Annotated in this window: 24 protein-coding genes; all 24 read left to right on the forward strand. The window is 60.0% G+C overall.

Annotated elements, in window-relative coordinates; genetic code table 11:
- The first annotated feature begins 4 nt into the window (after positions 1–4).
- The 24 genes from rplB (at position 5) to rplQ (ending at position 11,707) form a co-directional block, all read left to right on the forward strand.
- On the forward strand, positions 5–832 hold the full coding sequence (gene rplB / locus C1H69_RS13305; protein ID WP_102653885.1) for a 50S ribosomal protein L2: 828 nt from the start codon (positions 5–7) through the stop codon (positions 830–832).
- Positions 833–854: 22 nt separating this feature from the next.
- A complete protein-coding gene (gene rpsS / locus C1H69_RS13310) occupies positions 855–1,130 on the forward strand; it encodes a 30S ribosomal protein S19 (protein WP_008959165.1) in 276 nt (91 codons plus the stop codon).
- Positions 1,131–1,148: 18 nt separating this feature from the next.
- A complete protein-coding gene (gene rplV / locus C1H69_RS13315; protein ID WP_010626471.1) occupies positions 1,149–1,481 on the forward strand; it encodes a 50S ribosomal protein L22 in 333 nt (110 codons plus the stop codon).
- A gap of 11 nt (positions 1,482–1,492) precedes the next feature.
- On the forward strand, positions 1,493–2,191 hold the full coding sequence (rpsC, locus tag C1H69_RS13320; RefSeq protein ID WP_102653886.1) for a 30S ribosomal protein S3: 699 nt from the start codon (positions 1,493–1,495) through the stop codon (positions 2,189–2,191).
- A 15-nt stretch (positions 2,192–2,206) separates the two neighbouring features.
- On the forward strand, positions 2,207–2,620 hold the full coding sequence (rplP, locus tag C1H69_RS13325; protein WP_102653887.1) for a 50S ribosomal protein L16: 414 nt from the start codon (positions 2,207–2,209) through the stop codon (positions 2,618–2,620).
- A complete protein-coding gene (gene rpmC, locus C1H69_RS13330) occupies positions 2,620–2,811 on the forward strand; it encodes a 50S ribosomal protein L29 (RefSeq protein ID WP_102653888.1) in 192 nt (63 codons plus the stop codon). The genes rplP and rpmC overlap by 1 nt, the downstream gene beginning before the upstream one ends.
- Position 2,812: 1 nt before the next feature.
- Positions 2,813–3,073: a 30S ribosomal protein S17 gene (gene rpsQ / locus C1H69_RS13335; protein WP_102653889.1), complete on the forward strand. Its 261-nt coding sequence runs from the start codon at positions 2,813–2,815 to the stop codon at positions 3,071–3,073.
- A gap of 39 nt (positions 3,074–3,112) precedes the next feature.
- Entirely contained in the window at positions 3,113–3,484 is a 372-nt protein-coding gene (gene rplN / locus C1H69_RS13340) for a 50S ribosomal protein L14 (RefSeq protein WP_008959163.1), read from the forward strand.
- A gap of 14 nt (positions 3,485–3,498) precedes the next feature.
- On the forward strand, positions 3,499–3,813 hold the full coding sequence (gene rplX, locus C1H69_RS13345) for a 50S ribosomal protein L24 (RefSeq protein WP_102653890.1): 315 nt from the start codon (positions 3,499–3,501) through the stop codon (positions 3,811–3,813).
- 18 nt (positions 3,814–3,831) lie between these two features.
- Positions 3,832–4,371 carry a 50S ribosomal protein L5 gene (gene rplE / locus C1H69_RS13350; RefSeq protein ID WP_066443653.1) on the forward strand — a complete coding sequence of 180 codons (540 nt, stop codon included), beginning with the start codon at positions 3,832–3,834 and terminating at the stop codon, positions 4,369–4,371.
- A gap of 10 nt (positions 4,372–4,381) precedes the next feature.
- Entirely contained in the window at positions 4,382–4,687 is a 306-nt protein-coding gene (gene rpsN / locus C1H69_RS13355; protein WP_102653891.1) for a 30S ribosomal protein S14, read from the forward strand.
- Between the two features lie 34 nt (positions 4,688–4,721).
- On the forward strand, positions 4,722–5,114 hold the full coding sequence (gene rpsH, locus C1H69_RS13360; RefSeq protein WP_102653892.1) for a 30S ribosomal protein S8: 393 nt from the start codon (positions 4,722–4,724) through the stop codon (positions 5,112–5,114).
- A 9-nt stretch (positions 5,115–5,123) separates the two neighbouring features.
- Positions 5,124–5,654: a 50S ribosomal protein L6 gene (gene rplF, locus C1H69_RS13365; RefSeq protein WP_102653893.1), complete on the forward strand. Its 531-nt coding sequence runs from the start codon at positions 5,124–5,126 to the stop codon at positions 5,652–5,654.
- Positions 5,655–5,663: 9 nt separating this feature from the next.
- On the forward strand, positions 5,664–6,014 hold the full coding sequence (gene rplR, locus C1H69_RS13370; RefSeq protein ID WP_102653894.1) for a 50S ribosomal protein L18: 351 nt from the start codon (positions 5,664–5,666) through the stop codon (positions 6,012–6,014).
- An 11-nt stretch (positions 6,015–6,025) separates the two neighbouring features.
- The gene (gene rpsE / locus C1H69_RS13375; protein ID WP_066443679.1) at positions 6,026–6,526 is read left to right on the forward strand and encodes a 30S ribosomal protein S5; all 501 of its coding nucleotides are present in this window, start codon (positions 6,026–6,028) and stop codon (positions 6,524–6,526) included.
- A gap of 5 nt (positions 6,527–6,531) precedes the next feature.
- Positions 6,532–6,714 carry a 50S ribosomal protein L30 gene (gene rpmD / locus C1H69_RS13380; protein ID WP_066452141.1) on the forward strand — a complete coding sequence of 61 codons (183 nt, stop codon included), beginning with the start codon at positions 6,532–6,534 and terminating at the stop codon, positions 6,712–6,714.
- Between the two features lie 3 nt (positions 6,715–6,717).
- Positions 6,718–7,152 carry a 50S ribosomal protein L15 gene (gene rplO / locus C1H69_RS13385; RefSeq protein WP_102653895.1) on the forward strand — a complete coding sequence of 145 codons (435 nt, stop codon included), beginning with the start codon at positions 6,718–6,720 and terminating at the stop codon, positions 7,150–7,152.
- On the forward strand, positions 7,153–8,484 hold the full coding sequence (gene secY / locus C1H69_RS13390; protein WP_102653896.1) for a preprotein translocase subunit SecY: 1,332 nt from the start codon (positions 7,153–7,155) through the stop codon (positions 8,482–8,484). It abuts the gene before it with no gap.
- 53 nt (positions 8,485–8,537) lie between these two features.
- Positions 8,538–8,651 carry a 50S ribosomal protein L36 gene (rpmJ, locus tag C1H69_RS13395; RefSeq protein ID WP_008959154.1) on the forward strand — a complete coding sequence of 38 codons (114 nt, stop codon included), beginning with the start codon at positions 8,538–8,540 and terminating at the stop codon, positions 8,649–8,651.
- 121 nt (positions 8,652–8,772) lie between these two features.
- Positions 8,773–9,129 carry a 30S ribosomal protein S13 gene (gene rpsM, locus C1H69_RS13400; protein ID WP_102653897.1) on the forward strand — a complete coding sequence of 119 codons (357 nt, stop codon included), beginning with the start codon at positions 8,773–8,775 and terminating at the stop codon, positions 9,127–9,129.
- Positions 9,130–9,168: 39 nt separating this feature from the next.
- The gene (rpsK, locus tag C1H69_RS13405; RefSeq protein WP_043518279.1) at positions 9,169–9,555 is read left to right on the forward strand and encodes a 30S ribosomal protein S11; all 387 of its coding nucleotides are present in this window, start codon (positions 9,169–9,171) and stop codon (positions 9,553–9,555) included.
- 12 nt (positions 9,556–9,567) lie between these two features.
- The gene (gene rpsD, locus C1H69_RS13410; protein WP_102653898.1) at positions 9,568–10,188 is read left to right on the forward strand and encodes a 30S ribosomal protein S4; all 621 of its coding nucleotides are present in this window, start codon (positions 9,568–9,570) and stop codon (positions 10,186–10,188) included.
- Positions 10,189–10,273: 85 nt separating this feature from the next.
- Positions 10,274–11,272, forward strand: coding sequence for a DNA-directed RNA polymerase subunit alpha (locus tag C1H69_RS13415; protein ID WP_102653899.1), 999 nt, complete (start codon positions 10,274–10,276; stop codon positions 11,270–11,272).
- Positions 11,273–11,311: 39 nt separating this feature from the next.
- A complete protein-coding gene (gene rplQ / locus C1H69_RS13420) occupies positions 11,312–11,707 on the forward strand; it encodes a 50S ribosomal protein L17 (protein ID WP_102653900.1) in 396 nt (131 codons plus the stop codon).
- The last annotated feature ends 69 nt before the right edge of the window (positions 11,708–11,776 follow it).

An 11,776-nucleotide genomic window follows, 5' to 3' on the forward strand; every position in this document is an offset into this window, starting at 1 on the left:
GATCATGGCAATCGTCAAGACAAAACCCACATCCGCCGGTCGTCGCCACGTGGTCAAGATCGTCAGCGAGGATCTGCATAAGGGCAAGCCCTATGCACCGCTGCTCGAGAAGCAGTCGCGCTCCGGTGGACGTAACAACAACGGCCGCATCACCACCCGCCACGTGGGCGGTGGGCACCGTCAGCATTATCGGCTCGTGGATTTCAAGCGCACCAAGGATGGCGTTCCCGCCATCGTCGAGCGCCTGGAATACGACCCGAACCGCAGCGCCCATATCGTGCTGCTCAAGTACCTGGATGGCGAGCGCCGCTACATCATTGCGCCCAAGGGTGTGAAGGCTGGTGATCGTCTCGAGTCCGGTGTCAACGCAGCCATCAAGAAGGGTAACGCCCTGCCGCTGCGTAACATCCCGCTGGGCTCCACCGTGCACTGCATCGAGCTGAAGCCCGGCAAGGGTGCCCAGATCGCTCGTAGCGCCGGTACCAGTGCCCAGCTGGTCGCTCGTGAAGGTAATTACGCCACCCTGCGTCTGCGCTCCGGCGAGATGCGCAAGGTGCTGGCGGAGTGCCGTGCGACCCTGGGTGAAGTGAGCAATTCCGAGCACAGCCTGCGTCAACTTGGCAAGGCCGGTGCAAAGCGCTGGAGAGGTGTGCGTCCGACCGTTCGCGGCGTGGCCATGAACCCGGTGGATCATCCGCACGGCGGCGGCGAAGGCCGCACCAGCGGTGGTCGTCATCCGGTGTCCCCGTGGGGTGTTCCCACCAAGGGCCACAAGACCCGTAAGAACAAGCGCACTGATGCGCTCATCGTTCGTCGCCGCAAGGCCAAGTAACAGACATTAAGGGGTAACGGCTGTGCCACGTTCACTGAAGAAAGGTCCCTTCATTGACCTTCATCTGTTGAAGAAGGTTGAGGCTGCAGTGGAGAAGAGCGATCGCAAACCGATCAAGACTTGGTCGCGTCGCTCCATGATCCTGCCGAATATGGTCGGGCTCACCATTGCTGTCCATAACGGTCGCCAACACGTCCCGGTGCATGTCTCCGAGGAAATGGTTGGCCACAAGCTGGGCGAATTCGCTGCCACCCGCACCTATCGCGGGCATGCGGCGGACAAGAAAGCCAAACGGTAAGCCAGAGAGGATTGAGAGATGGAAGTCACAGCTAAGCTGCGTGGCGCTCGTTTATCCGCCCAGAAGGCCCGTTTGGTGGCTGACCAGGTGCGCGGTAAACCGGTCGCCGAGGCGCTCGACCTGCTGACCTTCTCACCGAAGAAGGCTGCCAAGCTGGTCAAGAAGGTGCTGCAGTCCGCCATTGCGAATGCGGAAGAAAATAACGGCATGGATATCGACGAGCTGCGTGTCTCGACCATCTGCGTCGATGAGGGCATGACGCTCAAGCGCATCAAGCCGCGTGCCAAGGGCCGTGCGGATCGCATTTTGAAGCGCACCTGCCACATCACCGTCAAGGTAGCCGAGAAGTAGGAGTCGACCAGATGGGTCAGAAAGTACATCCGACAGGTATTCGGCTGGGTATCGTCAAGGATCACTCTTCGGTGTGGTATGCCGAGCGCGGTGCCTATGCCGACAAGCTGAACAATGATCTCGAAGTGCGTCGCTTCCTCGAGGAGCGTCTGAAGAATGCGTCCGTGAGTCGCATCCACATCGAGCGTCCGGCGAACAACGCCCGTATTACCATTCACACCGCCCGTCCGGGCATCGTGATTGGCAAGAAGGGCGAGGACGTCGATCGTCTGCGCCGTGACGTGACCGCGATGATGGGCGTGCCCGTGCACGTCAACATCGAGGAAGTCCGCAAGCCGGAACTGGATGCCAAGCTCGTCGCGCAGAACATCGCCGGCCAGCTCGAGCGTCGCGTCATGTTCCGCCGTGCCATGAAGCGTTCCGTACAGAACGCCATGCGCCTGGGTGCCGGTGGTATCAAGGTGATGCTGTCCGGTCGCCTGGGCGGTGCGGAAATCGCACGTACCGAATGGTACCGCGAAGGCCGCGTGCCGCTTCACACCCTGCGTGCGGACATCGACTACGCCACCTTTGAGGCAAAAACCACCTACGGCATCATCGGTGTCAAGGTTTGGGTCTTCAAGGGTGAAATCCTCGGGGGCATCGAAGAGGTTCGCGCCAAGGCTAAACAGCCTCAGGCCGCGCCCTCCAAGAAGAAAGGTTCCAGGTAAGGGGAGAGCGAGTCGATGTTACAACCCAAGCGTATGAAATTCCGCAAGATGATGAAGGGCCGCAACCGTGGCCTGGCGCATCGCGGAAGCAAGATCAGCTTCGGGGAATTTGGCCTGAAGGCTACCGGACGCGGCCGTATCACGGCGCGCCAGATCGAAGCCGGCCGTCGTGCGATCACTCGTCACGTCAAGCGTGGCGGCAAGATCTGGATCCGCGTCTTCCCTGACAAGCCGATCTCCAAGAAGCCGCTCGAAGTTCGTATGGGCAAGGGCAAGGGCTCCGTCGAGTACTGGGTCGCTCAGATCCAGCCGGGCCGGGTTCTGTATGAAATCGAAGGGGTGTCCGAAGAGCTGGCCCGCGAGGCCTTCTCCCTGGCAGCCCAGAAGATGCCTATATCCACCACCTTTGTGAAACGGACGGTGATGTGATGAAAGCCCAGGAAATTCGTGAAAAGTCAGTAGGAGAACTGCAGGAGCAGCTCTTCGAACTCCTCCGCGAGCAGTTCAACCTGCGCATGCAGAAGGCCACTGGCCAACTGAGCCAGACTCATCTGCTCAAGCAGGTCCGTCGGGATATCGCCCGCGTGAAGACTGTGCTCAACGAGAAGGCAGGTGATTGAGATGGCCGAAGAGAAGAAAGCTCGTACGCTCACCGGCAAGGTGGTGAGCGACAAGATGGAAAAATCCATCGTCGTGATGGTCGAGCGCCGTGAGCGTCACCCCATCTACGGCAAGTACGTCAAGCGCTCCACCAAGCTGCACGCACACGACGAGGCCAACCAGGCTCAGGTCGGCGATACGGTTTCCATCCAGGAATGCCGTCCGCTGTCCAGAAAGAAAGCCTGGTCCCTGGTCGAGGTGATCGAGCAGGCCAAGGGCTGAGCTCGGCGAGAGCAGTCAGATTAGGTTTGGAGAAAACCGATGATTCAGACTCAGACAATGCTGGATGTCGCCGACAACAGCGGAGCGCGCCGGGTGCAGTGCATCAAGGTGCTTGGCGGTTCACACCGTCGCTACGCCCGTGTGGGTGACATCATCAAGGTCACGGTGAAGGAAGCCATTCCGCGTGGCAAGGTCAAGAAAGGCCAGGTCCTCAAGGCGGTTGTGGTTCGCACCCGCAGCGGTGTCCGTCGTCCCGACGGCTCGCTGATCCGCTTCGATGGAAATGCGGCGGTTCTGTTGAACAACACCAACGAACAGCCGATCGGTACCCGTATTTTCGGGCCGGTGACACGTGAGCTTCGTAACGAGAAGTTCATGAAGATCATTTCCCTGGCGCCCGAAGTGCTGTAAGGAGCGAGGCGGATATGCAAAAGATCAAACGTGACGATGAAGTGGTCGTCATCGCCGGCAAGGACAAGGGCAAGCGTGGCACGGTCAAGCGGGTACTCGAAAACCGCTTCGTCGTGTCCGGTGTGAACATGATCAAGCGTCACACCAAGCCCAATCCCATGGCGGGCAATCAGGGCGGTATCGTCGAGCGCGAGGCTCCGATTCACGCGTCCAACGTGGCGATCTTCAACTCGGAGACCGGTAAGGCGGATCGCGTCGGCTTCCAGGTTCAGGAAGACGGTACCAAGGTACGTATCTACAAGTCGACGCAGACGCAGATCGACGCCTAACGCGAGTCGGGTAGCAAAATGGCGAACTTGAAAGAACGTTATCAGAACGAGGTAGTGGCTCAGCTCAAAGAGCAGTTCAGCTACGCCAACGTGATGCAGGTGCCGCGGGTCACCAAGGTGACTCTGAACATGGGCATCGGCGACGCGACCAGCGACAAGAAGCTGATCGAGAATGCCGTCGGCGACCTGGAGAAGCTCTCCGGTCAGAAGCCGTTGGTGACCAAGGCACGCAAGTCCATCGCGGGCTTCAAGGTGCGCGAAGGTTGGCCGATCGGCATCAAGGTTACCCTGCGCAGCGAGCGCATGTGGGAGTTCCTTGATCGCCTTGTCAACATCGCGATTCCCCGCGTACGTGACTTCCGTGGTCTCAACCCGAAGTCCTTCGACGGTCGCGGCAACTACTCAATGGGGGTGCGTGAGCAGATCATCTTCCCGGAGATCGAGTATGATAAGATCGATCGGATTCGTGGTCTGGATGTCACAATCACCACCACCGCCAACACCGATGAGGAAGGTCGTGCGCTGTTGAGCGCGCTGAACTTCCCGTTCAAGAAATAGGGGTGGGATCATGGCAAAGAAGAGCATGATGGAGCGTGAGCTCAAGCGCACCAAGCTGGTTGCAAAGTACGCAGCTCGGCGCGCCGAACTCAAGGCGATTATCCAGAGCGTGAACGCTTCCGACGAAGAGCGCTTCGACGCAACGCTGAAGTTGCAGCAGCTGCCGCGTGACTCGAGCCCGGTGCGTCAGCGTAACCGCTGCCGTATCACCGGTCGTCCGCACGGCTACTACAACAAGTTCGGCTTGGGCCGCAACAAGTTGCGTGAAGCCGCCATGCGTGGCGAAGTCCCTGGACTGAAGAAGTCCAGTTGGTAAGCCGCCACGTAGAATCATCAGGAGCGCAACGTAAATGAGCATGCAAGACACTCTGGCGGATATGCTGACCCGTATCCGCAATGCGCAGCTCGCCACCAAGGAGACGGTCACCATGCCGTCTGCGAAGCTCAAGGTCGAGGTGGCCCGCGTATTGAAGGAAGAGGGCTATATCACCGACTTCGCGGTGGCCGAAGGCGCCAAGCCCGAGCTGACCGTAACCCTCAAGTACTTCGAGGGTCGGCCGGTTATCGAGCACCTGCAGCGGGTTTCCAAGCCGTCCCTGCGTCAGTACAAGGGCAAGTCCAACCTGCCCAAGGTAGCGGACGGCATGGGTGTCGCGATCGTCACCACCTCCAAGGGAGTGATGACTGATCGTGCCGCTCGCCAGGCGGGTGTCGGTGGCGAAGTCATCTGCACCGTATTCTAGGAGTTTGGAATGTCCCGCGTAGCCAAATATCCAGTTAAAGTGCCCGCTGGCGTCGACATCAAGCTTGATGGCGACCAGCTGACCGTCAAGGGCAGCCAGGGCACGCTATCCATGACCGTCCATCCGGACGTGGTCATCGGTCAGGAAGAAGGTCAGCTGACCTTCGGTCTGAGCGAGACCGCCAAGTCCTGGGCCATGGCCGGCACCTCACGCGCACTGGTCCAGAACCTGGTCACCGGCGTTTCCGAGGGCTTTACCAAGACCCTCGAAATTATCGGCGTCGGCTATCGTGCCCAGGCCAAGGGCCAGACGCTCAACCTGACACTGGGCTTCTCGCACCCGGTCGACTACACACTGCCTGACGGTGTCTCGGTGGAAACGCCGAAGAATACCGTGATCGTGCTGAAGAGCGCGGACAAGCAGCAGCTCGGCCAGGTCGCCGCGGAAATCCGCGCCTTCCGTCCCCCCGAGCCCTACAAGGGCAAGGGTGTTCGGTACGCCGACGAGCAGGTGCGTCGCAAAGAAGCCAAGAAGAAGTAAGGCAGGGTTATGAACGCGAAGAAAGAATCTCGTCTCCGTCGTGCCCGCCGTGCTCGCGCCAAGATCCGCGAGCTGGGCGTGTATCGCCTGTGCGTCAACCGTACCCCTCGTCACATCTATGCGCAGATTATCTCGCCGGATGGTGGCAAGGTGCTGGCCAGTGCATCCACGCTGGACAAGGACCTGCGCGAGGGTGCGACAGGCAACGCCGACGCCGCTGCCAAGGTGGGCGCGATGATTGCCGAACGCGCCAAGCAGGCTGGCATCACCCAGGTGGCCTTTGATCGTGCCGGTTTCAAGTACCACGGTCGTGTCAAGGCCCTGGCCGACGCCGCACGTGAAGGCGGCCTGGAATTCTAAAGGGTTTTACGATGGCGAAGAACGAACAGAACACCGGCGACCTGCAAGAAAAGCTCGTACAGGTCAACCGTGTCGCCAAGGTGGTCAAGGGTGGCCGAATCTTCGGTTTTACCGCCCTGACTGTCGTCGGCGACGGCAACGGTCGTGTTGGCTTCGGTCGTGGCAAGGCACGTGAAGTGCCGGTCGCGATCCAGAAGGCCATGGACCAGGCGCGCCGCAACATGGTCAAGGTCAGCCTCAAGGGCCACACCCTGCAGTACCCGGTCAAGGCCCGTCACGGTGCCTCCAAGGTGTACATGCAGCCGGCCTCCGAAGGTACCGGGATCATCGCTGGCGGTGCCATGCGCTCCGTGCTCGAACTGGCCGGCGTGCATGATGTCCTGGCCAAGTGCTACGGCTCCACCAATCCGGTGAACGTGGTGCGGGCAACCGTCAAGGGTCTCGCTTCCATGCAGTCGCCGGACGACATCGCCGCCAAGCGCGGTCTGTCTGTCGACGCGATCACGGGGTAAATACCATGGCAGCAACACTCAAGGTTACCCAGACCCGCAGCACCATCGGCACACTGCCCAAGCACAAGGCAACCATGAAAGGCCTGGGTCTGCGTCGCATTGGTCACACGGTTGAGCTGGAAGACACCCCTGCCGTTCGCGGCATGATCCACAAGGTCAACTACCTTGTGCGTGTTGAGGGAGAGTAATCCATGAAACTCAATAGTTTGAGCCCGGCTCCGGGTTCCAAGCACGCCGCCAAGCGTGTCGGCCGAGGCATCGGCTCCGGTCTGGGCAAGACCGGTGGTCGTGGCCACAAGGGCCAGAAATCGCGCAGCGGTGGCAGCGTGAAGCCCGGTTTCGAGGGCGGCCAGATGCCGCTGCAGCGGCGTCTGCCGAAGTTCGGCTTCACCTCCATGAAGTCGCTGGTTTCCGAAGAGGTGCGCCTGGGCGAACTGGCCAAGGTCGCGGGTGACGAAGTCACTCTGCAAACCCTCAAGGACGCCAACGTGCTCAAGGATGCCACGCTGCATGCGAAGATCATCCTTTCCGGCGAAGTGAACAAGGCGGTTACCGTTCGCGGCATCAAGGTCACCAAGGGTGCCCGTGCCGCGATCGAAGCCGCCGGTGGCAAGGTAGAGGACTAAATGGCCAAGTCAGGAAACATGCCGGCGATGGGCAGCGGTCTGAGTGAACTGTGGGCGCGCCTGCGCTTCGTGCTCCTCGCCATCGTGGTCTACCGTATCGGTGCCCACATCCCCGTTCCCGGTATCAATCCTGACCAGCTTGCTGCCTTGTTCAGGGAGCAGCAGGGCACCATTCTGGGCATGTTCAACATGTTCTCGGGTGGCGCCCTGGAGCGCATGAGCATCATGGCGCTGGGCATCATGCCCTATATCTCGGCGTCGATCATCATGCAGCTGTTGACCGCGGTCTCGCCCCATCTTGAGCAGCTCAAGAAGGAAGGCGAGGCCGGCCGTCGCAAGATCAGCCAGTACACCCGCTACGGCACGGTACTGCTGGCTTTCGTTCAGGCCACCGGCATGTCGGTGGGCCTGGCCAGCCAGGGCATTGCCTACACGGCCGACTTCAGCTTCTACTTCACCGCCATCGTCAGTTTCGTGACCGGTGCGGTATTCCTGATGTGGCTGGGCGAGCAGATCACCGAGAAGGGTATCGGCAACGGTATTTCGCTGCTGATCTTCGCGGGTATCGTGGCCGGGTTGCCGGGTGCGGTGGGTCAGGCTTTCGAGCTTGCCCGCAACGAAGGTGCCTGGAACGTGCTGCCGCTGCTGGCCCTCACCGTACTGGGTGTGGCGACCGTGGCTTTCGTGGTGTTCATCGAACGCGGTCAGCGCCGCATCACGGTGAACTATCCGCGTCGCCAGGTCGGCAACAAGATGTATGCGGGCCAGAGCAGCTACCTGCCGCTCAAGGTGAACATGGCGGGGGTCATCCCGGCCATCTTTGCCTCCAGCATCTTGCTGTTCCCGGCTTCGCTGGGGCAGTGGGTGGGTGCCGGCGATGGCATGGAGTGGTTGCAGCGTGCATCCCAGGCCTTGGGCCCGGGGCAGCCGCTGTATATCTTGCTTTTCGGCGCGGCGGTGGTATTCTTCTGCTTCTTTTACACAGCGCTGGTCTTCAATCCCAAGGATGTCGCTGACAACCTGAAGAAGTCAGGGGCGTTTCTGCCGGGTATTCGTCCTGGTGAGCAGACCGCTCGCTACGTCGACAAGGTCATGACTCGTCTGACTTTGTTCGGTGCCCTATACATCACTGCGGTTTCCCTGATGCCCCAGTTCCTGATCGTTGCCTGGAACGTGCCGTTCTTCTTCGGTGGCACGTCCCTGCTGATCGTGGTTGTGGTGATCATGGACTTCATGGCCCAGGTGCAGTCGCACCTCATGTCGCATCAGTACGACTCGGTGATGAAGAAGTCCAACCTGAAAGGCTACGGCAGCGGCGGCATAATGCGCTAATCTCGCCGCCGGTGATCTGGCGTGCCGCGTGTGCCGATTTTGGAGAAGGAACGATGAAAGTTCGAGCTTCCGTCAAGAAGATGTGCCGCAATTGCAAGATCATTCGACGCAATGGCGCCGTTCGCGTCATCTGCAGCGAGCCGCGGCACAAGCAGCGTCAGGGTTGATCCTGGCGCTTGTTGAAAGCGGTGCTGGCATACCCCTTGCCCTTGTTCGGGTAAAGGGGTATGCTGTTGCGCCTTTTGTAGTGACTAATCGAGCAAGCCGCTCAAATTTCGGAGTAAGCTGATGGCCCGTATTGCAGGCGTCAATATCCCGGACAACAAGCATGCGGCGATCTCGCTGACCTATATCTTCGGGATTGGCCGCACGCGTGCAGAACAGATCTGCGCTGCTACCGGCATCGCGCCGACTGCCAGGATTCAGGAGCTGTCCTCTGAAGAAGTGGACGCCCTGCGCAGTGAAGTCGGCAAGTACACCGTAGAAGGTGACCTTCGTCGTGATGTGACGCTTAACATCAAGCGTCTCATGGATCTGGGTTGCTATCGTGGTCTGCGTCATCGTCGCGGTCTTCCGCTGCGTGGTCAGCGTACCAAGACCAATGCGCGTACCCGCAAGGGCCCGCGCAAGCCGATTCGCAAGTAACACGCACGTTCTGGCGTAAAGACAGGAATAGACATCAACATGGCTAACCCGCGTAGCAACCGTAAAAAGGTTAAAAAGCAGGTAGTGGATGCCATCGCGCATATCCACGCCTCTTTTAACAACACGATCGTGACGATCACAGACCGCCAGGGCAACGCTCTTTCTTGGGCGACTGCCGGTGGTTCGGGTTTTCGTGGTTCTCGCAAGAGCACCCCGTTCGCTGCTCAAGTGGCAAGTGAACGTGCAGCGACCGCTGCAGCCGAGTATGGTGTGAAAAACGTCGACGTGCTGGTCAAGGGCCCCGGTCCCGGCCGTGAATCCGCCGTACGCGCTCTGAGCGCTGCCGGCTTCCGCGTGCAAAGCATCACCGACGCGACGCCCATTCCCCACAATGGCTGCCGTCCGCCGAAGAAACGCCGCGTTTAAGGAGACAGATTCATGGCTCGTTATATTGGACCGAAGTGCAAACTGTCTCGTCGTGAAGGCACCGACCTCTTTCTGAAGAGCGGTGTGACTCCCTTCGAGAAGAAGTGCAAATCCGAGCAGATTCCGGGTGTGCATGGCCAGCGCCGTCAGCGTCTTTCAGACTACGGCTTGCAGCTTCGCGAGAAGCAGAAAGTGCGTCGCATGTATGGCGTACTCGAAAAGCAGTTCCGCAGCTACTACAAGGAAGCCGCCCGTCGTTCTGGAGCGACTGGCGAAGTCCTGTTGCAGCTGCTCGAGACCCGACTGGACAACGTCGTCTACCGCATGGGCTTTGGCTCCACCCGCTCCGAAGCACGGCAGCTGGTGAGTCACAAGGCCATTGCCGTCAACGGTCGTACCGTCAACGTGGCGTCCTATCAGGTCAAGCCCGGTGATGTGGTATCGATTCGCGAGAAGTCGAAGAACCAGGCGCGCATCCAGAGTGCACTCTCCATCGCCGCCAATCGCGGCGAGGTAGTCTGGATCGAGGTGGACGCGAAGAAGATGGAAGGCACCTTCAAGGCTATCCCGGAACGCGGTGACCTGACTGCCGACATCAACGAAAACCTGATCGTCGAGCTGTACTCGAAGTAAGCGTCGCTAGTCGCGTCGGACCGGCCTCCTTGTGGGGCCGGTGTCGAGTACCGAGTAACCGTTAGGCAGCCTCAAAGGTGTAGTTATGCAGCGTTCAGTGACAGAGTTTCTCCGTCCGCGCGATATCAAGGTCGAAGAGATCAGCGCTCATCACGCGAAGATCGTGCTCGAGCCTTTCGAGCGTGGCTTTGGCCACACCCTGGGGAATGCGCTTCGTCGCATTCTGCTCTCGTCCATGCCCGGCTGCGCCGTGGTGGAAGTCGAGATCTCGGGTGTCGAGCATGAGTACAGCGCGATCGAAGGTGTTCAGGAAGATGTCATCGAGATCCTCCTGAACCTCAAGGACGTGGCCATCCGCATGCACAGTCGTGACGAGGCGGTGCTCTCGCTGAACAAGCAGGGCCCGGCCGTGGTGACCGCGGGTGACATCGTTCTCGACCATGACGTCGAAATCGTCAATCCGGATCATGTCATCGCCCACGTCAACGAGGGTGCTGAGCTCAAGATGCAGCTCAAGATTGCCCGTGGCCGTGGCTACGAGCCGGCGGATGCCCGTGTCGGTGCCGACGATGAGTCGCGTGCCATCGGTCGCCTGCAGCTGGATGCCACCTTCAGCCCCGTGCGGCGCGTCTCCTATGCGGTCGATGCGGCACGTGTCGAGCAGCGTACCGATCTCGACAAGCTGATCATCGACCTGGAAACCGACGGCACCCTGGATCCCGAAGAGGCCATCCGCCGCAGCGCCACCATCCTGCAGGAGCAGCTGGCAGCGTTCGTCGACCTGGAAGCCGACAAGGAACAGGAAATTGAAGAGGAAGAGGATCATATCGATCCCATCCTGCTGCGTCCCGTAGACGATCTCGAGTTGACCGTCCGCAGTGCCAACTGTCTGAAGGCCGAGAATATCTACTACATCGGTGATCTGATCCAGCGCACCGAGGTGGAGCTGCTGAAGACGCCGAACCTCGGCAAGAAGTCCCTGAATGAAATCAAGGACGTGTTGGCAGCACGCGGTCTGTCCCTGGGCATGCGGTTGGAGAATTGGCCTCCGGCGAGCCTGAAGGACGACAAGGCCTCCGCGTGAGCGTCGACTCGAGTCCCAGTTTGGTAAGGAATTGCAACCATGCGTCATCGTAAGAGTGGTCGTCACCTGAATCGTACCAGCTCGCACCGTCAGGCCATGTTCAAGAACATGTCTGTCTCGCTGGTCGAACATGAAGTGATCAAGACAACCCTGCCCAAGGCCAAGGAGCTGCGTCGCTATATCGAGCCGCTGATCACTCTGGCCAAGCAGGATAGCGTCGCCAACCGCCGTCTGGCCTTCAGCCGTACCCGCTCGAAGGAAGCGGTCGGCAAGCTCTTCAATGAGCTGGGTCCGCGCTACGCCGAGCGTCCGGGCGGTTACGTCCGTGTTCTCAAGTGCGGCTTCCGCACCGGCGACAACGCGCCCATGGCTTTCGTCGAACTGGTCGATCGTCCGATCGTCGAGTCCGAGGAAGAGGCTGCCGCCGAGGAGTGACCCCCCGGCGGCGGGCCTGGCCCGGCAATGCTGTAGCAATACGAAAAACCCGGCTTCTCACGAAGTCGG

Origin of the sequence: Billgrantia endophytica, from assembly GCF_002879615.1 — a bacterium.
Lineage (GTDB): Bacteria > Pseudomonadota > Gammaproteobacteria > Pseudomonadales > Halomonadaceae > Halomonas > Halomonas endophytica.

Excerpts from the sequence above, each read along its gene's own strand:
- rplB (WP_102653885.1), top strand. The coding sequence starts at position 5 with ATGGCAATCGTCAAGACAAAACCCACATCCGCCGGTCGTCGCCACGTG.
- rplV (WP_010626471.1), top strand. The coding sequence starts at position 1,149 with ATGGAAGTCACAGCTAAGCTGCGTGGCGCTCGTTTATCCGCCCAGAAG.
- rpsC (WP_102653886.1), top strand. The coding sequence starts at position 1,493 with ATGGGTCAGAAAGTACATCCGACAGGTATTCGGCTGGGTATCGTCAAG.
- rplP (WP_102653887.1), top strand. The coding sequence starts at position 2,207 with ATGTTACAACCCAAGCGTATGAAATTCCGCAAGATGATGAAGGGCCGC.
- rpmC (WP_102653888.1), top strand. The coding sequence starts at position 2,620 with ATGAAAGCCCAGGAAATTCGTGAAAAGTCAGTAGGAGAACTGCAGGAG.
- rpsQ (WP_102653889.1), top strand. The coding sequence starts at position 2,813 with ATGGCCGAAGAGAAGAAAGCTCGTACGCTCACCGGCAAGGTGGTGAGC.
- rplN (WP_008959163.1), top strand. The coding sequence starts at position 3,113 with ATGATTCAGACTCAGACAATGCTGGATGTCGCCGACAACAGCGGAGCG.
- rplX (WP_102653890.1), top strand. The coding sequence starts at position 3,499 with ATGCAAAAGATCAAACGTGACGATGAAGTGGTCGTCATCGCCGGCAAG.
- rplE (WP_066443653.1), top strand. The coding sequence starts at position 3,832 with ATGGCGAACTTGAAAGAACGTTATCAGAACGAGGTAGTGGCTCAGCTC.
- rpsN (WP_102653891.1), top strand. The coding sequence starts at position 4,382 with ATGGCAAAGAAGAGCATGATGGAGCGTGAGCTCAAGCGCACCAAGCTG.
- rpsH (WP_102653892.1), top strand. The coding sequence starts at position 4,722 with ATGAGCATGCAAGACACTCTGGCGGATATGCTGACCCGTATCCGCAAT.
- rplF (WP_102653893.1), top strand. The coding sequence starts at position 5,124 with ATGTCCCGCGTAGCCAAATATCCAGTTAAAGTGCCCGCTGGCGTCGAC.
- rplR (WP_102653894.1), top strand. The coding sequence starts at position 5,664 with ATGAACGCGAAGAAAGAATCTCGTCTCCGTCGTGCCCGCCGTGCTCGC.
- rpsE (WP_066443679.1), top strand. The coding sequence starts at position 6,026 with ATGGCGAAGAACGAACAGAACACCGGCGACCTGCAAGAAAAGCTCGTA.
- rpmD (WP_066452141.1), top strand. The coding sequence starts at position 6,532 with ATGGCAGCAACACTCAAGGTTACCCAGACCCGCAGCACCATCGGCACA.
- rplO (WP_102653895.1), top strand. The coding sequence starts at position 6,718 with ATGAAACTCAATAGTTTGAGCCCGGCTCCGGGTTCCAAGCACGCCGCC.
- secY (WP_102653896.1), top strand. The coding sequence starts at position 7,153 with ATGGCCAAGTCAGGAAACATGCCGGCGATGGGCAGCGGTCTGAGTGAA.
- rpmJ (WP_008959154.1), top strand. The coding sequence starts at position 8,538 with ATGAAAGTTCGAGCTTCCGTCAAGAAGATGTGCCGCAATTGCAAGATC.
- rpsM (WP_102653897.1), top strand. The coding sequence starts at position 8,773 with ATGGCCCGTATTGCAGGCGTCAATATCCCGGACAACAAGCATGCGGCG.
- rpsK (WP_043518279.1), top strand. The coding sequence starts at position 9,169 with ATGGCTAACCCGCGTAGCAACCGTAAAAAGGTTAAAAAGCAGGTAGTG.
- rpsD (WP_102653898.1), top strand. The coding sequence starts at position 9,568 with ATGGCTCGTTATATTGGACCGAAGTGCAAACTGTCTCGTCGTGAAGGC.
- C1H69_RS13415 (WP_102653899.1), top strand. The coding sequence starts at position 10,274 with ATGCAGCGTTCAGTGACAGAGTTTCTCCGTCCGCGCGATATCAAGGTC.
- rplQ (WP_102653900.1), top strand. The coding sequence starts at position 11,312 with ATGCGTCATCGTAAGAGTGGTCGTCACCTGAATCGTACCAGCTCGCAC.